The following is a 26,529-nucleotide window of genomic DNA, read 5'->3' as shown; positions in this document are numbered from 1 at the left end:
ACTGCCGGTCCCGTCAGCGATTACGTCGGGGCGCGTGCGCTCGTCAGCGGGCTGCCCAACGTGAAATGGCTTCTCGGAGACCGTGGCTACGATGCCGACTGGTTCAGAGAAGCTTTGCAGGACAAGAAGATACGCCCCTGCATCCCGGGCCGGAAGAAACGGAAGACGCCGGTAAAGTATGACAAACGGCGATACAAACGCCGTAATCGCATCGAGATCATGTTCGGCAGGCTCAAGGACTGGCGGCGCGTTGCGACACGCTACGACCGATGCCCGCAGACCTTCTTCTCGGCGATAGCTCTCGCCGCGACCGTCATCTTCTGGCTTTGAGGGAGAACGAGTCCTGAGCCTAGGACTTGCGCGGCAGGGGCGGTTCCGTGAGTGCCCGTTGGTGTGCTTCCTAGACGAAGCTCACCAGTTCATCGGCAGGTCCGTCGGTGACGAGCAAAACCATGTGTCTCTCGATGCGTTCGGGTTAATCGCCAAGGAAGGTCGCAAGTACGGTCTTACGACGGTGATCGCCACGCAGCGACCGCGTGACGTGCCTCAGGATGTGCTAAGCCAACTTGGCACCTTGTTCGTCCATCGTCTGACTAACGAACGGGATCGGGAAACCATAGGGAAAGCCTGTGGCGATCTCGACAGGAGCGCCGCCGCCTTCACACCTGCGCTCGCGCAGGGCGAAGCAATTGTCGTTGGGCCAGACCTTCCTACACCATTGCCCCTCATGATGACAAAGCCAGAAAAGGGGCAGCAGCCAGAGAGCCATGGCCCTCAATATCAGCGCTTCTGGGGCGGTGGAGGCACTGTTGTCGAAGGGTAGGTGGGGCTCAGGCATCGCGTACCCAGCTCTTAGCTGACGTTCGCGAATGTTGCTGCATGCACCATGGTTCCGAATTTTAGGGTAGCAAGTGGCCCGTTGTGCGAACGTTGAAAGCAGGCTTCCGCAGTGGAGGCTTCGAATCCAGCTTGCGACACAACTCGTTAGGCCGCATTTTCGTCAAAAGTTCAATTTACTAGAAAGCTCAAACTCTGCCGCCGTTTCACATCCCACGTAAGCTCCTGATAGGTGAAATGCAGGTGTTGGAAACCGACCTGCTTTCAGGTCCCGGCGTAGCATTGGTTCTAGCTGAACCAGGGTCAGGAAAGTCAGCACTGCTGGCAAGTCTTGCAGCGCGCTTTGGCACAACTCCGGTCAAGGCCAGCATTTTCGAACGAACGCAGGCGCCGTGCATTTTGTTGACGCATTCGACGAAGTGGCTCGTATTGATCCCACAGGCCTTCATCGCACTTTGAAGGAACTGCGTCACACGGGGGCGGAACGCACAATCTTGTCGAGCCGCTCCGGGGAGTGGAGCGAAGCGGACACTCGCCTGCTTCATGACATCATGGGTATTGAGCCGATCCTCGCCAGGTTGGTACCATTTGATCAAGATGAGCAGGCTCTGCTCTTTCGTCATCGACATCGAGACGCCAGCTTCGAGAATTTCCTTTCCGATGCTGCCACCCACCACCTAACTCATCTCCTGGGCAATCCAGAATTCCTGAACCTCTTCGCGGATGCGTTCGTTCAGGCCGGAGGTCGTTTCACGAACCGACATGAGATATTCGACGACGCGGTTCGGTATCTCGCTCGCGAAACGAATAGGTCGGTACCCACACGGGACGCGCCCACAGCAGAGCAACGCATAGCTTGGGCGGACGAGGTCTTCGCGCGACTCCTCCTGTCAGGCTCCGATGGCGTTGCAATGGCAGATTTCGCTGAAGGACCGACGTTCCCCCGTCTCGCAGACCTTGGCCTCCCCGACCAACGACTATCCTCGATCCTTGATACCCGCCTCTTTCGTCCAGCCGCCGGTGCCGACCGACATGAACCTGTCCATCGCATCGTTGCTGAATATTGTGCAGCCCGCGCCCTTGTCCAACGGATTGATGATCCTGCAAACACTTTCACCGTAAATCAATGTCTGAGTCTCGTGGCTCCGAACGGAACCACCCGTGATGACCTTCGTGGTCTCCTTGGTTGGATGGCTGCATTAGGAAGCCAGAATGTTCAGGATGCGGCAATCGATGTTGACCCCTATGCTGTCCTCTCAAACGGAGATCCATCGCGTCTCACGGTTAGGTCCAGACACCGACTTCTTGACGCCCTGGGCAAATTGGAGGCCGATGATCCCTTCTTCCGGCGCGTAGATCGCTGGCGAAGTTTCAGCGCCTCAGGGTTCTTTTCACCCGAAATCGTTGATGCGATCCGCCCGATGATCGTTCGCGAAACCGGAGGTGACTTGCGCGCATTGCTCCTGGAGCTTCTGTCGGGCTCGCCTGCACTCACCTCGCTTCGTCCAGAACTGGAAGCAATTGTTCTGGACGACGCTGCCACGCCACAGTGCAGGCACGCAGCGCTCGATTGCCTCGTCGGGGAGAAGCTCGATCTGGCACCTATGATTGATCCACTTATCGCGTCTGGTACGAACGAGTCCCTGCGCCTTGCTGCAAAGATCGCTACCCACGTGGCGGTGGGTAGGCTACCTCGCGAGAAGCTTCGCGACCTGCTTCTGGCCTGCGCCAACTTGTACCCCGCTGATCCTAACGCGCGCGAGCGCATGAGCGGATCACGGTATTTCATCCGAATTCTTGTGCGGGATTTCGATGCCGATCTGTGCGCGTGGTTGCTTGATGAGATTACACGGAGCTTGGCTTGCTATTGTGGTGCGCGTTCATGGGAATGTCACTGCCGGGATGGCGTCAGTAAGATTGCTGGGCATCTGCTAGACAGATATTTCGACGTCGCCGAGGAGCCGCGGGACCCGGGAAGGATCTGGCGCTGGTTGAAACCGCTTCACTTCCATCGCTCGGTCGGTGCCAAGGATAGCCCGGCAGTCCGCGTCCTGCGTGAGGAACACCACCTGCGTCGTGAACTTCAGCGACTGATGTTCGACGGGCTAACCACACGGAAGGCTATAATCGATCGAGGAATCAACCGCCATGATCACGCGGCCCTCTCCTTCCAGCGCGAAGATATTCTGCCCTTAATGGATCATGCGTTCGCCACGGATAACGTTGAGCTTTGGGATTTCTTTTCGCCATCGCACCCGTTCTACGCCGGACCGGGCGAACGAGGTCCGAACGATCTGAGGCAGTATGCGCGACGGCAAGCGCGACAGAAGCCTGTATTCCTTGAAAAGTGGGCACTCCGGGAACGCAGACAATTCAATCACTGGCAGCAGAACCGTGACCGACGCTTTCGCTTTCAAGCGCGCCGGCGCCGCCGCGAGCGTGCTGCTGAACGCGCCGCAGTCAATTCAATGACAAGAGATCGCAGCATTATCGAGGCTGGGCGACACAAGGGTTGGCTGACGAACATCGCACAGTACTATCTCATTCAGCCCGATAAAATGCAGGAACTTACGCACGGGTTGATCAATGTGGATGCAGCGCTGCGGAACTATCTTCAGGCCATTGGCGATGACATCCCGACCTTGGAACAGTGTGCGTTGGGCACCGCCCGCGCAAGCGTTGTAAGGCTCCATGCGGCCTGCGTCGCAGAGTTCAGGGCCACCGGAGACCTGTCGCAAATTGATCGGCGCATCCTCGCAGCGGTTCGCACAGACATCGGCGGATACAATGGGGTCAGTGAGGATGAACGCGTGCGATTCGAAGAAGCGGTCGACGCATTGCTTTTTCGCAACGAAACCGACGCTGATGCATTCATAGCAGGGTACGTTGAAGCTCAGCTCGCTTCTGGTGGCGAAACCGCAGACGTAAGTTGGCTGGAACGAAAGCCAACGTTCCAATTCTTACTACCAACGCGTCCTTTGGAATGGTTGCGCAAGTTTCCGGCCATCGCACACCATCCCTTGAACCGGCTCTTCGACATGGCCGTTCGCTACGGGGATCGCGCAGACCTGCTTTCGTTGATCAGGGAGCGCCGTGCATATCTTGACTCCGGCATGCTGCCCCACAGGCTTGAGGCGCAAAGGCGCTTTTGGTTCCTTCGCCACTTCTGGTTCTTGGATGACGATCAGTCGGCGGTCTGGTCGGTTCTGGATCGTGATCCAGATTTCATCTTCGAACTCGAACACATCCGAAGTGACCAGAGAGGGGAGGATGCTACGTGGCCCGACCTGAGTGCCGCGAGAATCGCGCGCGTCTTGGACACGTTCATTGACCGCTGGCCACCTGTCCCACTTCCTTCCAGTTGGGGAACTGGTAGCCCGAAGCCTGAAACTGCCTATCGCTATCTGACTGACATCGTCTACATGATTGGACGGGATACGACGGACGCTGTCTTGCCGGTTCTGGATGGCCTTCTCGCCGACCCTCGGATGGCGCCGTTTCACAGAAATCTGCGGAGCATCCGGGCGGCGAGCAGGCGCACAATATCTCTACGGGACTTTGCCCCACCGAGAGCCGCAGCTGTCAGAGCCGCACTTGATCAGGGACAGCCAGCCAGCGTCGAACACATGCGCCGCGTCGTTGTCGAGTTCCTTGGACGACTACAAGACGACGTGCTCGGCGGTGATCTTGGGGTGATCGACCAATTCTACGAGAAAGGACAGCGGCTTGGCGAGAATGCGGCAACGCGGCGCATCGTAAACTGGCTGAGACCTCGCCTTGAGCCCTTGGGGTTCATGGATGTGATCGAACACCAGCTAGCTGATGGCAACCGATGCGACATTACAGCCTCCATCCAGACGTCTGCAGGGCGCAAGATGCTGGTTGTGGAAGTTAAAGGTCAATGGAACGCTGAGCTTTTCACGGCGGCCCACATGCAACTTGCAGATCGCTACGCAGTACACCCAACTGCAGAAGAACAGGGCGTCTATCTAGTTCTCTGGTTTGGGACGAACGAAAAGATTGCAGGCCTGAAGAACCACGATAACTTGCAGGTCTCTGATCTGAAAAAGAAACTTGAAGAAGGCTTGCCCGCCGAACTCGTGGGCAAGATTGATGTTGTGGTTCTTGACCTCGCAAGGCGCTGAGACCCGAGTTCACCGGAACCGCGATTGCGCGCCTTTGAAGAAAAGACCGGTAGCACAGTGCCAATTCGACCGGCCGCTCAGGTCTATCTTGAGCGACGGGTGCTGCCTGCCGCTGTACCATTGCGCCGCCTACCGGGCGCAGCGTTTTCAACTCAGTTCGTTCCCGTGCTCCACATCATGCCAGTGCTTGTTCACGGGCAATTTTGCGGCACGTCGCAAAATGTCGGAAACCTGCACGGGGCGGAAATCCCACTGGTCGACGCCGACGTTCACGCTGTTGCGGGAGCCAGGCCACTGGTCATGAACATGGCCGAAGAGCTGCAAAGCACCCCGTCGAGCACCGTTCCATGTGATCATCGGGTAGTGGCACAGAACGAGGCTTTGATCGCCGTCCTTGATCTCTGCCATGTACTCGGTGCTGGCCCAGGGTAGCGAAATTACCGCTTCATCATCGTGGTTGCCGATGATCAGGTGCTTGCGCCCAGGGAGGCTGTGAAACCAGCTTTCGAACTGGGCCGTATCCTCGGCGCGTCCGAACACGAAATCCCCGAGAATCCACAGGTCATCGTCATGACGGACGCAGGCCTGGAAGTTTGCGATCAACGCGGCGTTCATCTCGGCTGTCGAGGCAAACGGGCGCTTGCAGAAGTCGATGATGCGATGATGGCCGAAGTGCAGGTCGGCCGAATACCAGTTGGCCAAGTGCATGCCCTCCGCTTTCGTCTGAATTCGTCCCAGACATTGGCATGTGACTGCACAAAAGCCGAGGACCTCTTTTGGTGTGGCGCGGGGTTCCCGATGTTGTTCGAAACCTTCGTTCCTCCGCCAATGTCCAATGTGAAATCGCCATCTGACATTCCGAGGGTAATGTAGGTTAAGTGTCAGAACTAATTGAGACTTCTCGGGTGAAAGTCCTCATATTCCCCTTGCAAGCTGCTCTGGGGCGTTCCTAGAATCGGTTCAGGTCGGGAAAGCGAGCCCGGCTTGATCAGAAACGTTCGTTCCCACTGAAGGCTGCAAGATATGGACGCAGACAAAATGCGCCAGCAGATCGTGAAGCTGCATCTCGGCATGTCCGGGACGACGATCACGGAGCTTGCTGAGAGTATCGGATACAGTCGACCTGCGGTGTCGAACGTGTTGGCTGGGCGGAAGAGATCGCCACGGATCGAGGCGGCAATCGCCGAGCGCACTGGGTTTTGCGCAGACGATCTGTGGCCCGCTGCCTGTGTAAGAAAAAAGGGAGGTCATAAGGGATGATCTAGAAAAGAGAAAAGCCCTGAGAGCGGACTCTCAAGGGCCTTCATGTCGTTTGGAAGCCGACAAGCTGAAGGTCTCTCGATTCCTCTCAAAAGTCAAGTCTGGCGGCCGGGTCACCTGACCCGATCGGTCGTGCTCGGCCGTCTTCCATCATTCGACAAGAGGACCGTGAGCGGTTCACCGTGGTCAGTATGGCCCACGAGCGATCCCGCACACTGAAAAAACATGGAAAAAGAAATCTTCGTGGCCCCTCAGGCCAGCCGTGCAACGCGGGATCTTCCGGAACGCTCCAAGGCGCGAACCTATGTAGAGACAGGTGCCTTCCGGCCTTATGGCGGCACGAGTCAGAAAGTGAAATTCGACAGCCTTGGCGAGTTCGACGCTTTTGCCACGACCACCGCCATCTATCGCGTCGCTGACATGGTAGAGCAACCTCCAGCCATCGAGTACGTCGACGCAGAGGGGCGACCCAGACGCAAGGTGATCGACCAGCTTTATACCTTTGCTGATGGCACCAAGGTCGCCGCCGAGGTGAAACCTGCGGCACGCGCCAAGGCTCAGAACCTTGAAGAGCAGCGGAGCTTTGTCGCGGCGGCCATGCCGCCAGAGTTCGCCGAGACCTTGGTTCTGATCACCGAGGAAAATTACGACCAGTGGGAAGCCCTGAATGCGCGCCGCCTCTTGGCGTACAGGCGTGAAGACGATCCGGAAGCCGCGTCTATCATTGCTGGCTTGGCAGCCGAGCTTGAGCTGCCGGTTACGATCCGCGAGCTGATTGCACGGGCTGCCATTGGGGGGAGGGCATGGCCTGAGGTCTTCAAGGCGATCTATGCTGGCCTACTGCGGCCGCTTGAGGACGGCATCATCGACCTCGAGATGCTGGTCGAAGGAGGCTCGAAATGAACGAGATCATTCGTCTGGAGCCATACTCGCAGATCCGCCATGGCGGCATAGCCAGCTTGGTCGTCGACCAGGGGCCTTTGGGGGTTACCGTCACGCGCGAAGTTGATGGCAATGTTGCTTTTGATGAGCTGACCTATGATGAGATCAACGATGGCCTGAGGACGGGTCATATCGTTATACAGGACGGCTACCACAGCGAGGAGGCGGCGAGACAGCGCACCAAGTTCGGAGAGCAGGTCGTCTCCCAGTTGCCGCGCAAGCAACGCAGGAAGGTATTCTTCCGGCAGACATGGTGCGATTTCTTTCTAGATGCCCAGGCGCGCGAAGAAATCGGACGGGATTGGAAGGACGTCGACGCTTGGATTCTCAAGGTCGCCCCGCAGATAGAGAAGCATATCCCTCAACCCGAAGGGCCTGCCCAGAAACGCAAGTATTGCGGCAAGAAACGATCGCGAAACGAAATCGACCCGCCAAGCTCTTCGGCCCTGTTGCGGTGGGTGCGAAAGTACCAGGATGCAGGGCGTTCCGTTCTGGCGCTTATCGATAAGAGGCACTTGGCCGGTCGTACAAAGGTGAAATTTGGCCCAGAGAGCGCGGCACTGCTGCGGAAGTGCGCAGATCGTTATGCCAGCTTCAAACGGCCGTCCAAGAAAAGTGTCATTCGGCAGGCAAAGCGGGCGTTTCGGCTGGCCAATGCCTTTCGGGAAGACCGCGGCCTACCGGCTTTGGAAGTGCCGTCCGATAGTACCATCTACAGGGAGATCAACGGTCTCGAGTCCTATTACGTAATGTGCCAGCGCCAGGGGCTGGAGGCGGCCAACAGGCATTTTGCAATTATCGGAGAGGGCCTCAACGTCCTGCGTCCCGGAGAGCGGCTGGAGGTTGATGAGTGGAAGGTCGATCTGATCACATTTTTCGCAGAAGCCGGCGTGTTTGGGCATCTGACCGAAGAACAGATCAAGACGTTGCCGAAGGGACGACGCTGGATCTACGTGGTGATCGATGTCCGAACGCGGCTGATCCTGTCGGTGAAGGTATGTGCTACTCCCAACACTGAAGACGCGATTGCCGCATTGGACCTTGCCACGCGCGACAAGACTGAGTTGGCAAAGCTCTTCGGGTGCAAACTGCCTTATTGGCCCGGGACTGGGTTCGAGACCGTTGCCTCTGACCAGGGCGTTGCCTTTGCGAACTTCGACTTCCGGGCTGCTGTGACTGACCTGCGTGGTACGGTCATGTTCCCTCCCGCGGGCGTGCCCAAGTTGCGGGGGCATGTCGAACGGTGTTTCCGGACCTTCGGTGTGGACCTGATGCAGTGCCTGAGTGCGCGCACTTACTCTAACATCGTCGAAAAGGGTGACTTCGAGCCTGAAGACTATGCGGCGCTTGCCGATGACGAGCTGACACGGATCTTGGTGCGCTTCGTTGTCGACGTGTACAACAACAAGCCCCATGGAGGCCTTGGTGGACAGACGCCACTGAACTGTTGGCGGGAGCTATGCTCGACGGTCGGGAAACCTCGGCAACCAGGCCGGTTCGAGCGGTTGGGTGCGTTCGGCCGGAAGTATACCCGGACCATTTCCGGGCGCGGTGTTCGATTTGCAGGTATCTTCTACACCTGCCAGGCGGTGGAGGACTACTTCCTCTCCAACTCTGATCTCGAAGTCGAAATCCGGGTAGATCACCAGGACCTGGGGCTGATTGAGGTTCACCTTGATGGTGTATGGGTCGTGGCGCGCACCCGCGCAAAGGGGTTCGACGGCCTGTCTCTGGATCTTTGGACGGAAGCCTGCACCAACCTGCGGCGGCGTTTCCAGGCAGAGGCGGAGCTGACGCAAGATGTCATTGATCAGGCACTCGCCGATTTTTCGGAAGAGGATCGCGCAGCCTCACAACGGCTCGGTATTTCCGCTCTCGCGCCGACACGGGCCGACGTTGAGCGTAATCGGAAACAGCTTTGGCTTGGCCTGGATGTCGTTGCCGGACACTCTCCTGCGGTTTCCAGAAAGAAGCGTGGGCTGCTATCCGGCGTGATCCCCAAGGCCGAGAACGCGCTTCCGGCACCCCCGACCGTTCTTCCATCGGAAGAGGACGTGGCCAGCACCCCTTCCTCCCAACGGCCGCGGTGGCGCATGGAGGAGGGTGAATGACCCGCATTTCACGTGAGGAGGTCAGCCACATCGTGGCTGACCTTGAAAGCCGCTTCATCGCTCACGACGCCTATCGTGACCTCCAGGATCAGATCGATGATATTTTCTACCGGCGCAAGGCGCATATGGCGGCCGGGCGGATGCCCGCGGAACGCGGCATCGTTGTTATCGGAAACGCCGGGGCCGGTAAGACGGTCAGCACCAAGCATGCTTTGGAGCAGCATCCCAAAATATCGTACGGGTCGCCGCTGCGAGAAGCACTGACCGTTCGGCTCGAGACCGGTGCAACGATCAAAGGGGTCGGCGTCGATACTCTCGATGCCTTTGGATACGAGAGTAAGAGCGAGCGCAACGCGCATTCCATCTGGCAGCAGGTGATGCGCCAAGCGCGGGCGCATAAGACGATGTTCTTTCACTTCGATGAGGCCCAGCACATTCTGAGATCCAAGTCGAAGCATGATCTGGACCAGGTCATGCTCGTGTGGAAATCCTGTCTGGAATACGCCACCTGGCCTGTCAGCCTGATCTTGAGAGGGACCTGCGAGCTCTTGGACCTGATCAATCGGGATGATCAGCTAAAGCGGCGGTTTGAGCCCGTGCATTTCGCTCCAATGACATACGCCGCGCATGGCCATGAGGTCGTCGGGTTCCTGGAAGCCTATCTCTCGGCAGCGAAGCTAGGACGAGGGCAGTCTTTTCAGGCCGCGTCCTCCGTTCAGCGTCTGCTGCATGCTTCCCGGTACGAGTTCGGACTGACGACGCGACTGATCATCGAAGCCATCAAGATCGCGTTGCTTGAGGGGAGTGCGTCGGTGGAACAAGCGCACTTTGCGACCGCCTATCGCAAGCAGAAAGGCTGTGTGGACGCATTGAACCCCTTCATCGTGGAGAACTTCCGCGCCATCAACACCGGGCAGCTGTTGGGCGGCGCGGACCTCGAGGCGCCGCCAGTCAAGACGAGGGGCGCGGCATGATCCGTCGCTTACCAATCTTGGTAGCGTTGGTGCCGGGGGAAACCCCGGCCTCCTTCGCGTCACGGCTGGCCTGGGCAAACGGCCTGTCTTTCGCATCGGAGTTTTGTGCTGATCAAGGTTTTGCGCTGCAATCTCTTGCTGATGGCGAGGAGCGCGCGCTGTCCATCCTTGCTCAGCTTGGTGGTGTCGACCGCGCCAAGCTCTTGCGAGGGTTCGTGACCAAGACCTCGACGGGGCAGTACCTGGTCGCCGGCCAACTTGTTGAGAAGCGGTGGATCACACGTAGACGGCTGAGGTTTTGCCCGAAATGCGTGGCCGAAGATATAGCTGCGTCTGCGGTCGGTGGTGCCGCCCAACGGTGCGTTTGGCACATCCCCTCGATCCGGGCGTGCCCTCAGCATGACGCCAGGCTTGGACCCGAACGGCGGAGAGCAGTCTTTTGCTGCCGGAATGCTGAATGTCGGTCTGCGGACTTTTTGACTTGCAGCAACGTCGATTGACACGCTGCCACCAGCTTGCATCACACGAGGAGCGGCCCATATCGCGCCTGACGGGCAATAGGGTCACACACATGGCAGGCGCACACCGGGATTCAGCGCCAAGCGATCAGCAAATCTTTCATCTAGCCGTACTGTGAACTCATCGAAATACCGCCTGTCCTCGTCAATCGCACCGATGATCAAAGCGACTTGTGCCGCGAGGGCTTTCGCCAGACTTTCCAAGGGGCCACGAAGGTCAGCTGTCTTGGGATGTGAGGCTGCCGCGGTTGCTGCTGCCTTTGCCGCCCAGTCGGCCATGGCGAGGTATTCAAGTACGCGCTTCTGCTCGCCTTCATCTTGCGCCACCTGCAGAGTCTGCAACGCCCGAGCGGTACCGAAATGTTGCTTGAGCAATCGCCCGACCAGCCGCGGCCAGTCATAGCTGTCCTTTGTATGGATTGGCAGGATCTGAGTTGGCAGCGCAGCCCCTCGGATCGGTTGAGCATGGGAAAGCAGGATTTGGAGGAGCGCACGAAGTCGCACAAGTTCCGCGGTACTGATCGGCTTACCTCTCATCAATCGGCATCTTGCCTCGAATGCATCGACCGCCTCTTTCATCTTCTTTGCGGTGGCCACCGCCTGCTTTGTGGCCCTTGCTGGCTTCGTCGGTTCCTCTTGCGGCGGGAATGGGGCGGCATCACTGGGTGTCGCAGGTTCGGTCATGCGGAAGTCCATAGCCGCAATCGCCTTCAATTCTCGATCTTCATCAGCGTCTAGGTCCAGCCCGACTAGGCCAATGATCCGGTTGAGCGCCGCGCTCAGGGTGTTGGCCGGGCTGTCGTGTCGACCGAAAAACCCGCCCGAAATCTGGCTTCCCTGCGCCATTGCACTGCTGCGTGCCCTTACGAATTCGTCATAGGGCAGGATCGCATGGACCTGCTCGGTTGATGCAGTCGAGGGAGGGGAAAATGCCTTCGGTGCAGGATCGGCAGTCGCACCGGTTTCTTCAAGCTCCAGCGCTTCGAGCTGGTTCAGGGTTTCGATCAGGATGAGGTCTTCGTTCATCGCCTCGGCGAGGATATCCGTCAGCGACTTCTTGCGACCTTGCGCGGGTGGTAGCGTGCGGACAGCGAGGACATCGAGATCAATGACTTGGACCGGCGCGGATGCGAAGCCATCGGAAAAATGGATGATGCCGAACTTGGGACGTCCTGCTTCGAGGTCCAAGCGCCAAGCCGTGTCGCCTCCTTGTACGAGGTCAATCCGATTGCCGAACTGAACCTCTTCCCGGTCCTGCAGGGTGATAGCAGTGGCCGAGCCAAGTACAAAACCGGCTGGCGGCTTCCAGACTAATCGTCCCGACTGCAAGATCATCGTCCCGCCATCGGTGTACTCCTGACCCGTTGGACTTTTCGCGATGGCGGAAGCCAGGTCCTGGAGATCAGTCGGCGGCAACGGCGCATCGCGGTAATTCTCCAAGCCAAGCGCGGCGAGGGCCGTTCCGGGCGGAACGCGTTTGTAGATCCCGGCCTCGGCGTTGCCGCGGACAATCGTTGGGCCGAGCAAGGCAGGCAAGGTGCAGTTCATGCTGCCCGAGATTACGTGATCTCCTGCTTGACCTTGTGCAATCACGAGCTTGGCGTGGACAAACCTCTTGCTATCGGAAGTGTCGACTTTGAATAACCCGATGTCCGAGAACCGCGGCAGTTCGGTTTTCGGGAAGTAGGTTGAAGCGGCGTCGATCAGCAGATCGGTCGGCGGTTCTCCCATGATGGCCCTCAATCGCGCCAGCCCTTCGAGCTTCATGTCCCAATAGGGCGACACGACGATCAAGCGCTCTATCCGATCATCGCCCACGCTGGCAGCGATCTGGTCGAGGATGGTCTCGTCCGGACGATCGTGCAGCAGGGCGACTTCATGCTCGGCCTCTTTCTCTGGAAAAGAGGTTTCCATCACGTCGCGCAGCCATGGCGACGATCGAAGTGCCCGCTGCATCGCCGTTGCAAACCAAAGGTCATCCGAGGGGACCTTGCTGCGAATGTAGTTCAGCGCCGCAGCGAAGTGGTAGGCGTTGCCTGTCGCGTCTTCGTCGTAGGAGAGGCTGGCGACTAGTTCCCTGTTTCCACCGAGGCCGAGCGCGGTCAGATTGGCCGAGCCAATCAGCAATCGGCCCTTCTTCGCACCGACAAGCAAGGTGATCTTCGGGTGAAAGGCACCCGGCGCATCGGCCTTGACAAGGTGATAGCTGCTTCCTGCAAATTTCGGCGGACCCAGTTCGGCAAAGCTCTGGTTGACCATCTGTCGATCGGCAAGGATCACGATGTTCCGGCAGCCAGATCCACGCAGCCGCGAGAATGGCACGTCCTCGAAGGCCTGCGCCCCGAAGGCGTAAGTTGTCAGAAATGCCGAGTGAAAACCGCTTTCGGCGAATACATCAAAGTACTTCATGCGGCATCAAGCTCCGCGCGGCCGAAGTCGGTCAGGCCTGCATTGTCAATCAGCTTGACGTCCCGAAGGAACCGCATGGCTTGATCCAGGCGTGGGCTGCTTGGCGACACCCGGAAACGATCCCTGTACCGCAGCAATCCCTCCTCGGGTTCGATCAGGAAGGTATAGGCTTTTTGGTCGCGGAACTTACGCGACGCCACCCAGAGATGGCGTTTCAAGACACGTTCACGAACCAAGGCGCCAAGAACAGTACGGGCATTCTCCTGCTCTCGCGCCTGCAGGTATTTGACTTCTGTCCGCAGCGACTGGAAGTGGTCCGGCGCATTCAACGCGCTGTCCAGCAACTCGCCGAAGGCTGCCGTCCGTTCGACAAGCGCGGAGACAAGCTCCACGACAGATTGCATTCGCGTTGCCCGTTCCCCCGAAGCTCGGGCCTCGACCATACGCTCGTCAGCTAACCTCGCGGCTTTGGCCGTATCCAAGCCTTCGAGTAGGCTCGCAGAGTAGCTCCGCCACGTCATGCCATCGGGCACGTCAACAAGGCCGACCAATTCCGTGATCACCTCACTGAGCGGCATCCGTCGCATTTCTGCTTCTTGTAGAATGTCCAAGGCAAGATCGAGGATGTTCTCATAGGCGAGGCGCATAAGGTCACATGCCTGATAGAGCGCCCATAAGCTGCGAACGTCCTCGGTCGCGGGAACGGGTGCGGCAGCATGATGGCCAGCACCGAACCATTCCCATTTCACCGCCTCGGCGCGCGGCACCTCCTTCGTCGCGCCAATGAGCTGCAGAAGCATGAGCGCGGTGGATCTTCGCAGTTTGTCGGGCGCGATTGCTGGCGACACCTGGCCAAGCAAGATTTGAACGAGCAGCCGATGTTCGGCGCTGCCTGCCAGGATCTCGGAGGGCTGCATTGGCGCCATCCGGTCGAGGTCGGCGAGCGTCACTGTTCCGCCTTTCACGCAGCGTAGGAATGCAGTCTCGAGCTCGCCAATCTCCACGGCGAAAGCCTCTGCCAATGGAAGTGCGCGGTTCGTGCAGACTGCAATCGGGTTCCGATCATCGCCAAGTGTGATCAGGCCCATTTCGAACATCTGGGTGGCATAGATGCCGCCGAATGCGCCGCCCTTGTTGCGCAAGTAGCGCTGGCCGACGTCCGTGTCCGGATCGGCCCCGATTGAAAAATCGATGATCGCCTCCGGATCGTTCGGAACGTTGTTCAGTTGCTTCTGCGCCCAGTCTATCCCGGCAACGCCCAATTCAGTCGAGCCTCGCGCAGCAATAAGGGCAAAGAGGGTTTCACAGCGCCGCTGGAACGCGCGGAAGGAAACGGGATCGGTGCTTCCTTGCTCTCTTGCGTAAACTTCGAGCATCCATACGAAGAACGAATAGTACCTGAAGCGAAGTGTGATAGTGCTGATCCCGGGCAGCAGGGACTGATAGATCGCTTCTATAGGGCGCTGCATTCCAAGGGGATCAAGGCCGCCATCCTGGCCAAGTTCAGTCCACTCCGGGAAGCCCGGCCCAAAATCCTTCATCTTCAATCTACCATCGAGAAAACCACGGGGTGATGATGGCGGGAAGCGAAAACGCGCGCAACTACGAGTTGCCCGCTAATGCCAGAGACCAACAAGACCTAAGACAACTCCAATCATGCCTATGATTAACGACCAGGCGCCAACCCAAGCTGGCACATACACATACGGGTCTCTGTGCTGAAGATACCAGCACAGGACACGCCAACCGGTCACCAGTTCGACGTCCAGTCTTACGTTCGAGTTCACTTTGCCCAAGCCCAAGTGTTCACGGACATCGTAGTCGGCTAAGACAACTCCGTTTCCTTCCTCGTGTCCCAGCCCCACAAAATAGCCGCTGCGCCCATTATGTGTAACCTTTAAGAGTGTATGCCGGTCGGCCCCGAGCCGGTCCGAGCGAGAGAAACGAATGCGCCAGCGGCCGACATCGGCGTCAGGCGGCTTACGAATGACAAAATCTCCAGAGCTTTTTCGCATACAATCGACCATCCTGTGCTTCACCGCCTTATTTGAGAATGGTTACGATAGCTCTGCGAGGCAATGTCGATCTAGGACAGAATAAGTGTATTGAATTTTTCGAGGGTGAAGCTTGGCCAAGGTCTCCTCCTGATCGGCGCGATCAACCTTCATCGATCTGAAGCTAACTATTTGTCACACATACCTATCGTCCGCTGTCTCTCCTCTTTCGGCCTTGGCGTGCCAGAGGCATGCTGCATGAGGAGTCTGATGCCCGTTCTTGTGAGGTTGGGCAGCCAAGATGACTGCCCCGGCTAACGCGGAACGCTCTGCCGCTCCTCAGCGAAGGCAGGGAGTTGCGCTCCTTAACCGCACCAAACTCTTTGGATGAAGGTCATTCATTATGAAACTTTGTGTCAATAAGCTGTGCCGGTGGGACCAAAGCGAATTGAAAAGAAAAGAGTTTTTTAGATGCTGATAGGTAATGTCAGGTGGAGCGCCACATATCTACGCTGGCGAATTTAGGCCAAAATCCGAGAGTTTGACGGCCAAGAGACTGGGCTAAATGGGCCAACGTCTTCAAGGCAATGACAAGACGACGAAATTTTCGAACGTGAATCTTGGGTGTTTTGGGTGCGCGCGCGAGGCCATCAGCACTCAAAGCGCTGGGCTCAGTTGGCGCCCAACGACATGAAAAATGTGAACGGGCTGCTCCCTGCTGGGAGCAGCCCTTTTTCCTGTTCAAGCTCCATTTTTTCCGGGGAACTCAGTCAGCTGGCGGGATCAGAGGATGGAAAAAAGGTGGAATTTCCGCGCTGACGACTGTGTACGAAGCCTGACAGCGCAAGAGGCTCCCAAATCCGGTCTCGAGGGTGATGGGCAAATGCAGGGATGCACCGCGTCGCGGTGGTTTGAGGGATTTTTGTCCTGAGCAGTCGGCGAAGAACTTTTCGAGAAAACCTCAGTGTTTGGGCTTCGGAGCGAAAAAATCCAAGTTTGCCAGCGGTGTTTTGCTGAATTTCTGTGCGCCGTGGCCAAGAAAAAAGGGTCGGCCAATGGCCGCCCCCTTGCATGGGTTTCTTCGGTTTCTTCGCGAGCTACGGAAAAATCCTGTCTTAGCCGCTCGCCAACTGCGCTCGGCGTCGATCCAAGGCGGCTTCGGTTTCCAGGGCCCAGTTCACCCAACTCGAGTTCGCGATAAAGCGGCCCAGGCTGCGCTCGATGTCGGCCATTTCGCGGCTTTCGTCTGTTCCGCCCAACCAGAGCAGATCACCTTCCTCGCTTCGGGCCGGGATTGGAGCGCCTCCAAGGCTGGGAATTTCCCTCAGCACGCGCTGGCGCAAAGTTTCGGCGTGTTCCAGGACCGGTTTTTCGAAGAAGCCATCGGAATGCGCGTCCTTCAGCAATCGATCAAAGCTGGAACGCAGTGAGACGGTCATTCGGTCCCGCGCTTCGGCGACCCGGTCTTGGAGGTAGGACAGTTCGCAGCAGGCCTGCAGGGCGACGTCTTCGATTTCGAAACGTTTTTTCATTTCAGTCTCCTGAATTGGGGGGATTTCTGGTGCGCTGGGTGTTGGTCGAGAGATCAGGGAAGCAGGACTTCCTGTGCCCGAGCGGATTGAAGTCCTTCGAGCAACGCGCAGATGTCTTCGACGATGGGACTGCAGGGGTCGATGGCGGCGAAGCATTCAGCTTCGACCCGCTCATCATCATGCACGTAACGGAGGGACAGTAGATCCTCGATGGCATCGAGCTCCCGGTTTGCGCGACGTGTCAGAAGCGGCGAGGCTGTGACATCGTCGAGCAGGCGTCGAAAGCGCTTCTGCGCTGCCGCACCTCCGAGAATGAAGGTGGCGTTGTCGAGTGCGCTGCAATGAGCGACCAGAAATTCCGCAGACGGCGACGGAAAGAATACGTCTTTGGGCATGGCGGCAATCTCCTTGTTTGCCGATGGGGTTTGGCCGGCAACTTTCTGGCCGGTATCAAGACCTCGGCGCGGTGCCCAACAGCGCCTTGGCAAAAAGGAGATTGGCTGATTTCAAAAGCGGCGAAGCGCTTTTTTCAAAATTTGTTGCTGGCGTCGTGCCACCGCTTCGCCCAACAGGTCAGGGTCTGTGTTGCAGGAATAGACATGGGCGGCGGAGGTGCAGACCTGTCATGGGTATGAACATGAGAGTGCTCCTTCCCTGCGGACCGTTGGTGCATCCGGGGATCACCAGAACCGGCTCGCGCTGAGGAACGCCCGGCCTACTGAACGCAAATCGGAGTAAGCTGGGCGTCTGTCTCCAGCCGGATTGCGCTGCGCCAGAGCGGCGTCTTGAAGACGTGGCAGACCCGACTACCAAGGTCGCCTTCTCGTACCTCGCTGATCAGTCCTGCCCAATCGAGGGGCCTCAGGACGCAAGACGAAAACGCGGCCATCTCTCGCCAACCTGCTGTGTGCCAATCTTGGGGCTCGCCATAGAAGGTCTCGAATAGAGCGGCTTCGGTGGTGCCTTGGTTAGCCTCCACGTTGATCACGTTCATCCAGACTTCCCAGTTGCCCACAGGCCGGTCGTCGAAGCGCGCGTAGGATGCATGATCGATCTGCAGCACGAAAAACGGGATCACCTCCGCAAACAGGCGGCCGGGTCTGTCTCCCAGCTCGGCCCCACGTTTGGTCAACCGAAATTCCCCCTTGTAGTGACGCCCCAGACGCAGCGAAATCAGAAGGAAATGCAGGAGCTCGAGCGGCGGAAAGTCATATTCGTTGATGACTTTCTGGTAGCGGAACATCTCCTCGGCAGATTTCCCGGGCCACTCGAAATGCTCGACGGCCCAGTGGACGAAGACGCGCTTGAATGCCTTGGTCTTGGTAAGGCCGATGGAGCCATGGTCCCGAACGTATTGAAGCGTCAAGAGCGTGCCCCGCACAAGCGGCGAATGCGCGAGGTCAGGATGGTTATCGGAGAGCTTGCGAAATTCGATCATGGCTGGATGCTGCCACAGAGTGCTGAGCGGCGCCATCTGTTCCGGGAGAAGGGACATGTCACGCGGGATAGGCTTCAGCCATTGACGCGACCAGCCTCACGCGGCAGGTCGGAAGGCAAGAATGGGGAGTGCCATGGAACGATCCGAAGACATCCGCGCCAAGCTGGAGAAACTTGAACAGCTCTTTGCACGCGGCGCCACGCCAGGCGAGCGCGCCGCAGCTGGAGCAGCCTTGGATCGGCTGACCGAGAAACTGAACTCGTCGGCTGACGAGACAGAGACCGAGCTACAATACTCGCTGCCTGACGCCTGGGCGGTGCGCATTTTCGTAGCACTGTGCCGCAAGCACGGCGTGAAGCCCTATCGGTATCCGCGACAGCGCCGCACTACCGTGATGGTCCGAGTCCGACCTGACGCTTTTGACAAAACCGTTGGCGCGGAATTCCGTGCTCTGCACGCAGAGCTGGTTTCGTATTTCCAGGATACCGTCGATCACCTGATCGCTGACGCCATGAAGTCCGACGGTGACGATGAGAACATCGAGACGGCGCTGATCGGAAAATAGAAACGCTTGGCTGGTGAGGCAGCGTGCCCCCGAAATTGTCATGCTGCCGAAGTGAGTACTCACTTTGAGAGTGCCAAGGATTACAATTCCGGCCCAGTCCTGACCTTCAATTACTTTGCCGGTGCGGCTTCCCCAAACCAGTCAGGCTCACTTCGCGATCATGGGGGCTAAGGGCTCGTAGGTGGTTGAAATTATGAGAAACTCTCGTAAGAATGGAAAGGGTGGTGTGAAAACGCCTTCAGGACTGCCACAAAGGCCATCGTATCGTAGCCCACCAGGCTCCGAAAATGCAGCCACCAATATTTAGCTCGGAAATTATTGTGCAAATTGACTTTAGAAAAATTAGGACGATTGACGGTAAAGCTTCTGCCGGATTCGAAGAACTCGTGTGCCAACTCGCAGGCTTAGAGCCGCGACCGACAGGTGCCCGGTTTCATCGCAAGGGCCCAGGAAAAGACGGTGGCCTTGAATGTTTTGTACGTTTCGCCAATGGCACTGAACATGGCTGGCAAGCAAAATATTCTTGGGCGTTTGATAAAAACTTGGAACGCAGCCTAAGTGCGTCCATCCAAAGCGCTCTGCAGAAGCATCCGAATCTAACGAAGGTCTTCGTTTGCATCCCTTTTGATCGGTCTGACCCACTCTCAAAAAAGCAAACACAACTGGAAGCGTTCGAAGACTGGCGCACGAAAGAAATTACTGCTGCTGGCTCTCAGGGTCGCCAACTCGAAATAGATATTTGGGACGCTTCCGCACTAAAATCCAGGCTGACGAATCCAAACGGGCATCATGCAGGGCGCATCCTGTATTGGTTTGACACCCAGTTCCTCTCTTCCAATTGGTTTCAGCGCCAGTTCGAGCGGAGTAAAGCCGCTTTGGGCCAGCGGTACACAGCCGAAACCAGTGTGGAGCTCCCCATTCGCCGCGCCCTCCTCGGAGCCGCGCAAAACCCCGAGCTTTTGAATTCACTCCGCGATCATCGCGGAAAGCTGCGAGAAGCCACTAACGAGTTCCTTGCGGAGTTTGAGCTTTCAAGCGATGCCATCGTTAGGATGACTTCACTTGGTGCGCTTTTCGACGACGTCGATCGACTTCCTCACGATGCTTGGCCGGTCGCCCACTGGCGCGACGTGCTGTCCCAAGGGCTGGAAATAGTAGAGCAAAAATATCACGACGAGATCCGTCGTGTATACGCCAAAAGCAGTGATGAGGCGGATAAGAAACAAGACCGATCTCATCATGTACGCCGTACACTGGAAAAACTGGAACGAGTCCTCATGACTCTGCGAGCCAGTGAGTGGGATATGGCAGTCACCCCCCATTTACTGATCACCGGAGAAGCGGGTACTGGCAAATCCCACCTGATCGCTGATGCCTGTAGCCATCAACTGGCAAAAGACCGCCCGGCAGTCCTTCTGCTCGGCGGCCAGCTAACCGATGCCGATATCTGGTCTCAGATTTCGAGCCAACTCGGTTTGCCCATGTCCTACACCAGAGATCAGTTCCTTGGCGCTCTCGACGCTGCCGGCGAGGCGACCGGCGTTCGAACCCTGCTATGCATCGACGCGATCAACGAACGCAAAGGACGCGAGATTTGGCCCGACCGTATGGCTGCTTTCTTAAAGGACGCCGAAGCATACTCTAACGTGGTCGTTGTTCTGTCCTGTCGCTCAACTTATCTGAAGCAGATCGTGCCGCCAAGCTTGGACAAAACCAAGTTGCCGCGCCTCGATCACTCCGGTTTTTCGATGCGCGACGCACGCAAATTTCTTACTTTGCGCAATATCCTGCTGCCAGATCAGCCTTTTGTACCAAGCGAGCTCCGCAATCCTCTGTTCTTGAAAGTCTGCTGCGATGCACTGGATCGCCAAGGCGCGCGGCGCTTCCCCAAAGGGCTGCAGGGCGTAACAGAAGTTTTCGAATTGTATCGAGCCTCACTCTGCGATGCCGTGGAAGCCCGTTTGAAGCTTGCTCCTCGCCGAAAATACCCGGCCAAAGCGATTGAAATCCTCGCGGGCGAAATTGCCAAGACTTCTGATCCTAACATTGATTATGATCGTGCCGCTGAACTTCTTGCTCAATTCTGCGGAACCAGTCCAAACCTCGACAGTGATTTGCTCGAAGCTCTCAGCGACGAAGGGCTACTTGCAATCGAACCCATCCGCGAAAACGGTGAAGATAAGGAATATGTCCGCTTCAGCTTTGAGCGGTTCGGCGATCATGTGGCTGCGCGAGCCATCCTTGACGCGACGCTGTCTGACGGATCTCTCCCATCATCGATCGCACCCGATGCACCTCTGTCAATCGCTTGCTCACAGTGGAGTACGCCGGAAGGGGTGATTGATGCCCTTGCCATCCAGTTGCCCGAAAGGACTGGCATAGAGCTACCGGACGCGTTCGAAGAAACAAAAGACCGTCTCTATTATTGCATTTCCGCAGAAAACATAGCCCTGCGTCAACGCGAGAGCGTTACAGCGCGCAGCCTCGAATTGCTGGAGAAGTGGGCCGATCCTGACGAAATCTGGAACGGTCGAGTCCACCTCGCTCTCGGAAGCGAAGGTCCGTTCGGACTGCATACATTTCACGAAGAACTTGCGGCTCGATCAATGCCGGAGCGGGATGCTGATTGGTCGATCTATGTAGGGCACGCTGCCGACAATGGCCGGGAGGGTGACCAAGAACTCGACACTCCTCTGCACGATCTAATGGATTGGGCAATGGATGCGAGACTTGGGACCCTCGATGATGAGGCCGCAGAGAACGCCGCTGTCATCCTGACGTGGTGCCTATCTACAACTTTTCGGCGAGCGAGGGATCGCTCGACCAAAGCCTTGGTTTCCTTACTGGTCGCCGCGCCCAATTGTGGGCCAGAATTGGTCCGTCGCTTCGAAACAATCAATGATCCCTATATTGGCGAAAGGCTTGCCGCAGCCATATACGGCGCGGCTATGCAATCCGCTTGGGGCGTTGCCGCGCTCGCTGGTGTCGCTCAAACGATCGCAGACCGATACTTCGTTCAGAACAATCCGCCAGTAGATCTTCTGTGGCGCGATCATCTCGTCGGGCTTCTCGACTATGCCAGAGATCGCGGTTGTACCTTCAACGTTCCCACTGGCACACGCCTCCAGCCTCCGTTCAATAGTCCTTGGCCACTTGAATACGCGCCGGACATGGAACGCGACAATGATCCGAGCAACTCTGCAACCTCTTGGGATATTGTCGACTCAACTGGAGATCATGGCGATTTTGCAAGATATGTCATTAAGTACGCCGTACAAGATTGGGCAGCCGGCGGTCGGCAATCTGCCCTTCCAAGGGCAGCGGAACTGTATCAAACATGGCGAACTGACTTCGATGCATCCTCCACCGCAGATGAACGAGCTCTTGTTGATGATCTTATTGCACTGCGGTCTTCTTCGAACGACTGGCCGTATCCAGGTACCGAGCAAGGGAAACGCCATCAAACGCTGGAGAAAGAACTTTGTAAGCTTCTCGGCGATCAGCGGTATGAAGCCTATCGGGTCCACGCTGGGCATTGGGCAACTGGACGCTCTGATACTTGGGGCGCAGACCGTGCGGCACATTTCAACCAAGGCTGGGCGCAGCGCTGGATCTGCCGTCGAGCGCACACCTTAGGCTGGGCCTCTGATTTGCATCAGAGTTTCGACCGCAGCTGTGCAAGCGATAGAAACAATCATACGAAGGAACGGATCGGCAAGAAATATCAATGGATCGCTTTGAGGGAGTTGATGGCGCGCATCTCTGATCATTGTGGCGCCGTAGAGCACGACAGATCACAACTCCTTCGTGACACTGTTCACAGGCTTCGCGACATGGATCCAAGCCATCTCATGACGAAAAGCCACGACTGGGGCTGGGCAGAGTTCAATGAGCCCACCTTTTGGATGCCTAAGGTGCCCCTTCTGTCGCCATGCTCTGCCGAAGAGGCGTGGGAATGGTTCGAGAATGAGCGAGATTTTCTGGACGGCGAGGAACTGCTCGATCTAAGACCCGATGTGACGGGCCAAAAGTGGTTGCCACTTCAAAACTTTCAGAGCTTCAGTGGTGCAGGCGCCTCGGCGCAATCTGCTCACATCAGTCTGAAGACTTGGCGACGATTGACATGTCTTGTCGTCCGAGACGGCGACCAGTCAGAAGCACTGAAACATCTCAAGGGTCAGATGCTAACCGGTAGTCATGACCTCGGGTTCGGCAATGATACATGGTCAGAAGATTTTCTGGGTGAGTACGGATGGCGTGCGGAGACTGATGACGAATGGACCTACGAGTGGGCTCGGAAATGGACCGAAAAACCGTCTCCCAAAATGGTTATGCCCTCAGTTAAAGGGCGAGGCCTGACATTTGGTCTCCGGCAAGAAGCGAGTGGATATAACTTCAGCTTGACGCAGAATTTAAGCGTAATCCTACCCTGTCCTTGGTTGATGCAAGACTTGAATGTGTCTCTTAGAGACGGACGCGATCTGATATATACTGATCCACATGGCACCGAGGTTTACAAAGACCCCTCGGTGTCGATGCCGGGGCGAAGTGCTGGTCTTATAGACCAGGAAGCCTTCCTAAAATATACGTCTCGGGCAGGCCTAATACCAATCTGGGTAGTAGGTGGCGGCAAAGAGTTATTCTCCGAAAGACAAGAAGAATTTGGCCAGCGGTGGTTCACCAGTATTTGGACTCTGGAGGCCGGTGTTTTTCAGCGGTACTGTCTCGTTACCGACGAGACACGCCGGCGTCATGGAGAGGGCTCTGACGAAGAACGCTGATGTTCAGCCTGATTCTGAACAACCGTTTTTTGCCTCCACATGATTTTTTCAACTGCGGCGGACTTCCAGAGTCCACCCTGACCACCGGCTCCGTCGCGACCGGCCCTATTCGGACTTTGGACTGACCTTCAAGATGGCGTGGCGCGTTGCATCGAATCTGCCATTTTCCGCATTCGGCAATTTGATTGAGGAAAGACATCACACTTTGCCGACCGAAGATGTGCATATAGAATAATCACGTGGCGGAAGAACTGGTGGGAAGTTTCCGAACAGTATTTCTACGAGGAGCGGTATGAACAGGATATTTTCAAACGGTCCAAACGGGGATTTTGTCATCAACCCCTTTTCGCACCTGATTGCGGATTCATCGCGGCTCCATCTGGCAGCACCCTATTTTACGCAGCCCAACCAGCTTTTGGAGGCAGCACGAGAGGGCAAGACCGTACAGTTGCTCATCGGTCTGAACGACGCGACCAGCCCTCGGGCACTGCGCAAGCTACATGAGGTGCCGGGTATCGCGATCCGATACCTCACCAGCCGGTTCCATGCAAAAATTTACATTTTCGACGAAGCTGCCCTGCTGGGCTCGTCAAACCTGACCGATGGCGGCCTGCGCGCCAACCGTGAAGCGGTTATCCGGCTTTACCGTGACGATGATGCCGACGCCTTCGACGAAATCCGCGCACTCTTTGTCGAGCTTTGGGATGCCGGAAAGGTCCTGACGCGGGAAAAGCTCGATACCTTCGAGAAAACCTACAATGAACTAGAACGCCGCACGCCCGATCCAGAAAAGGAGATCGAGGCCGCGCTGGGACAGGCGCAGCCACACAACATCAATGTCAAAAGCCGCGAGAAATCCAGAGAACGCGTGTTTCTGGAAACCCTAAGGCAGGAGGTCTACGAACAGTACCGCCCTGCGTTCAGCGAGGTGACGGCTATCCTCGACGAACATGGATTTCGCCGCCCTGATCTCGCCAGTGTCGGTATAGAAAACGAGACCAACCGCTTCCTGAACTACGTTAGACTGACCCATGTGATCGGCGATGAAGCATGGCAGACTGCCCCGCTGCGTAGCGCCGAAGACCGCCGCAAGGAGATCTTACACTACGCGCAGGAATGGGTTGATGCTGCCAATAACAAGGTGCCGGAGGACTACGCTGCCTGGCTTGAGACGGTGAAACGAACATTCGGCACACGCGAGGCCATCGAAGCTGCGAGCAAGGAAGAAATCACCGACGGCCTGATGTCACTGCACGCCTTCACCGAACAGCTGCGTTTCGTCAAAGGAGGCCTGAAAAACCTTCCCGCTGAATTCTGGAACGCGAACAACGACGATGTCGACCGAGTCAAATCCACGTTAACCTACCTGCTGCACGGCCCCGGCGATTTCATCCAACGCTTCCACGATGTACTCTATGATCGCTCGATCAAGCTGAAGCGCTTTGCTTATTTCTGCGCCCTCGAACTCTATGGCACTGTTAAACCCGACGAATGCCCGCCGATGAACGGGCGCATGGCCAAAGCGTTGCGGTTCTTCGGCTTCGATGTGAAAGGAGCCTGAATGGCAAAGCGTAGTACAATAATCGGCGACATCACACGGCGCACCACCATCTATAGGGTGTTCCCGCGCAATCGCTTCTTTGAACTCTTTGAAGAGAAGAAGAACGCCTTGGTCTGGCCGACCATGTGGGAAGACCCGTTCGAGAATTTCATCCTGAGATCGCCTGTCCGCAACGCCGATGGCGAGACCGGAGAATTCGCCTTCCACGAGGATGTCTACGGCCAGTGCTGGACGCTCAAGAAGAGATCGGATGCGATGTGGCGCATCTACTCGCCGAAAACGGATGCCGTCCGAGTCAGAACGACGGTTGGCAGACTGATCGACAGCCTCTGCGCTGCCAACAAGAATGTGGCCAACGGTAGCTGTTTCATCGGAAAGGTCGACTATCCGCCTGATTTCAAGCTCAAGAAATTCGCGCGTACGGTCTTCAAAGACGGTCTTACTGCCGAAGCCGTTGCCAGGTCCCTGCTTCAAAAACGGGATGCCTTCGAACACGAGGCCGAAGTCCGGCTGATCTATTTCGAAGGACAAAACAATAAGCACGACGGCGGCGTTTACAAATACGCACTCGACCCGCATGCCGCGTTTGACCAGTTCATGATCGACCCGCGTATGTCTTGCAAGAAATTCAGCAAGTTCAAGGACGAGATCGTCGCGCGAACCAGCGTCGACGAAGCACGCATCAAGCGCTCACTGCTCTACAAACCACCCGAAGGCTTCGTCGTCGAAATACCGTGACGGAGAGAACGAACTTGGGTGGCGGATAGGGGCAGGTCAATAGCCCATCCCTCGTGGTGCTGGCCCAGCACCATAGTAGTGTCCAGTCTGAACGTTTATCAACGTGCTGTTTGACCGTTCGCTTCCGCTTGGATCCTAACTTCCAGCTCGTGGGCTTCTGATACACCCAAGCTGACAAGGCGCCCCAGGATGGCATCGATGCGACTGCGTGATGGGTGAGAATGGCTATATAGAGACGGATCATCGACCGCCGCCCTATTCAACCAGTCCGCGACCTTGCGACCGATACCAAGCTCATGCCACATCGAGCGGTCGCCGTTCCCTACTTCGAGCCAAGTTTCGACCGCGTTCAACAGGAAATCGAGATGTCGTGCAGTCGGAGCAACGTTTAGGGTCAGGACGCATTGATTTGGTTGGGCGAGCATGATTCACCGTTCGAAAACGAGCGGTGAACATGTCTGATCTTTTCTGGTTGAGCGATGCGCAGATGGCGCGTCTGGAGCCTTACTTCCCTAAGTCGCACGGCAAGCCCAGGGTTGATGACCGGCGTGTCCTGAGCGGGATTATCTTCATCAATCGCAATGGTTTGCGGTGGCGAGATGCGCCAATGGAATACGGCCCGCACAAGACGCTCTACAACCGCTGGAAGCGTTGGAGCGACAGGGGTGTCTTCGCCCGGATCATGGCGGGGTTGGCGGCCGAGCACGGTGAGGAGACGACCGTG

General features: G+C 57.1%; 18 protein-coding genes and 1 pseudogene. 13 read left to right on the top strand and 6 right to left on the bottom strand.

Annotated elements, in window-relative coordinates; genetic code table 11:
• The 3 genes and pseudogenes from BLQ71_RS25240 to eruA form a co-directional block, all read left to right on the top strand.
• The coding region (locus BLQ71_RS25240) for an IS5 family transposase (RefSeq protein ID WP_074623709.1) at window positions 1-330 on the top strand (330 nt) is incomplete at its 5' end.
• 61 nt (window positions 331-391) lie between these two features.
• Window positions 392-823, top strand: coding sequence for an ATP-binding protein (locus tag BLQ71_RS27125; RefSeq protein ID WP_198548593.1), 432 nt, complete (start codon window positions 392-394; stop codon window positions 821-823).
• A 403-nt stretch (window positions 824-1,226) separates the two neighbouring features.
• Window positions 1,227-4,982, top strand: a pseudogene (eruA, locus tag BLQ71_RS25225) (NACHT domain-containing antiphage protein EruA); the annotation flags it as partial.
• Window positions 4,983-5,129: 147 nt separating this feature from the next.
• Here the strand turns inward: eruA and BLQ71_RS25220 are convergent.
• Entirely contained in the window at window positions 5,130-5,684 is a 555-nt protein-coding gene (locus BLQ71_RS25220) for a metallophosphoesterase (RefSeq protein ID WP_074623711.1), read from the bottom strand.
• A 321-nt stretch (window positions 5,685-6,005) separates the two neighbouring features.
• Between BLQ71_RS25220 and BLQ71_RS27120 the strand changes: the two genes are divergently transcribed.
• From BLQ71_RS27120 to BLQ71_RS27115, 5 genes are all read left to right on the top strand, one after another.
• Window positions 6,006-6,242: a helix-turn-helix domain-containing protein gene (locus BLQ71_RS27120; protein WP_074623706.1), complete on the top strand. Its 237-nt coding sequence runs from the start codon at window positions 6,006-6,008 to the stop codon at window positions 6,240-6,242.
• A 225-nt stretch (window positions 6,243-6,467) separates the two neighbouring features.
• Window positions 6,468-7,145, top strand: coding sequence for a hypothetical protein (locus BLQ71_RS25210; protein ID WP_074623705.1), 678 nt, complete (start codon window positions 6,468-6,470; stop codon window positions 7,143-7,145).
• A complete protein-coding gene (locus BLQ71_RS25205) occupies window positions 7,142-9,295 on the top strand; it encodes a TnsB C-terminal domain-containing protein (protein ID WP_074623704.1) in 2,154 nt (717 codons plus the stop codon). Before BLQ71_RS25210 ends, BLQ71_RS25205 begins: the two co-directional genes overlap by 4 nt.
• Entirely contained in the window at window positions 9,292-10,269 is a 978-nt protein-coding gene (locus BLQ71_RS25200; RefSeq protein ID WP_074623703.1) for a TniB family NTP-binding protein, read from the top strand. The genes BLQ71_RS25205 and BLQ71_RS25200 overlap by 4 nt, the downstream gene beginning before the upstream one ends.
• Entirely contained in the window at window positions 10,266-10,769 is a 504-nt protein-coding gene (locus BLQ71_RS27115; RefSeq protein WP_074623702.1) for a TniQ family protein, read from the top strand. The genes BLQ71_RS25200 and BLQ71_RS27115 overlap by 4 nt, the downstream gene beginning before the upstream one ends.
• A 63-nt stretch (window positions 10,770-10,832) precedes the next feature.
• Here BLQ71_RS27115 and BLQ71_RS25190 read toward each other — a convergent pair whose 3' ends face one another.
• From BLQ71_RS25190 to BLQ71_RS25170, 5 genes are all read right to left on the bottom strand, one after another.
• Entirely contained in the window at window positions 10,833-13,196 is a 2,364-nt protein-coding gene (locus BLQ71_RS25190) for a phospholipase D-like domain-containing protein (RefSeq protein ID WP_074623701.1), read from the bottom strand.
• A complete protein-coding gene (locus tag BLQ71_RS25185) occupies window positions 13,193-14,737 on the bottom strand; it encodes a hypothetical protein (RefSeq protein WP_088702501.1) in 1,545 nt (514 codons plus the stop codon). Before BLQ71_RS25185 ends, BLQ71_RS25190 begins: the two co-directional genes overlap by 4 nt.
• Before the next feature lie 1,568 nt (window positions 14,738-16,305).
• The gene (locus tag BLQ71_RS25180; RefSeq protein ID WP_074623699.1) at window positions 16,306-16,722 is read right to left on the bottom strand and encodes a hypothetical protein; all 417 of its coding nucleotides are present in this window, start codon (window positions 16,720-16,722) and stop codon (window positions 16,306-16,308) included.
• A gap of 53 nt (window positions 16,723-16,775) precedes the next feature.
• Window positions 16,776-17,117: a hypothetical protein gene (locus tag BLQ71_RS25175; protein WP_074623698.1), complete on the bottom strand. Its 342-nt coding sequence runs from the start codon at window positions 17,115-17,117 to the stop codon at window positions 16,776-16,778.
• 320 nt (window positions 17,118-17,437) lie between these two features.
• Complete coding sequence (locus tag BLQ71_RS25170; protein ID WP_074623710.1) at window positions 17,438-18,160, bottom strand: hypothetical protein; 723 nt, start codon at window positions 18,158-18,160, stop codon at window positions 17,438-17,440.
• A gap of 133 nt (window positions 18,161-18,293) precedes the next feature.
• On the opposite strand from BLQ71_RS25170, the gene BLQ71_RS25165 reads away from it, so the two are divergent.
• The 5 genes from BLQ71_RS25165 to BLQ71_RS25130 form a co-directional block, all read left to right on the top strand.
• The gene (locus BLQ71_RS25165; protein ID WP_074623697.1) at window positions 18,294-18,725 is read left to right on the top strand and encodes a hypothetical protein; all 432 of its coding nucleotides are present in this window, start codon (window positions 18,294-18,296) and stop codon (window positions 18,723-18,725) included.
• A gap of 320 nt (window positions 18,726-19,045) precedes the next feature.
• Window positions 19,046-23,506 carry an NACHT domain-containing protein gene (locus BLQ71_RS26190; RefSeq protein ID WP_133066206.1) on the top strand — a complete coding sequence of 1,487 codons (4,461 nt, stop codon included), beginning with the start codon at window positions 19,046-19,048 and terminating at the stop codon, window positions 23,504-23,506.
• 292 nt (window positions 23,507-23,798) lie between these two features.
• The gene (locus BLQ71_RS25140; protein ID WP_074623692.1) at window positions 23,799-25,067 is read left to right on the top strand and encodes a phospholipase D family protein; all 1,269 of its coding nucleotides are present in this window, start codon (window positions 23,799-23,801) and stop codon (window positions 25,065-25,067) included.
• The gene (locus tag BLQ71_RS25135; RefSeq protein WP_074623691.1) at window positions 25,068-25,805 is read left to right on the top strand and encodes a DUF2971 domain-containing protein; all 738 of its coding nucleotides are present in this window, start codon (window positions 25,068-25,070) and stop codon (window positions 25,803-25,805) included.
• A gap of 454 nt (window positions 25,806-26,259) precedes the next feature.
• Window positions 26,260-26,529: IS5/IS1182 family transposase (locus tag BLQ71_RS25130; RefSeq protein WP_074623690.1), on the top strand; the 270-nt coding region annotated here is incomplete at its 3' end.

The organism is Antarctobacter albus (assembly GCF_900101505.1).
GTDB lineage: Bacteria > Pseudomonadota > Alphaproteobacteria > Rhodobacterales > Rhodobacteraceae > Antarctobacter > Antarctobacter albus.
The sequence above is the reverse complement of the archived record's forward strand: the minus strand, read 5'-3'. Positions and strand labels throughout refer to the sequence as shown.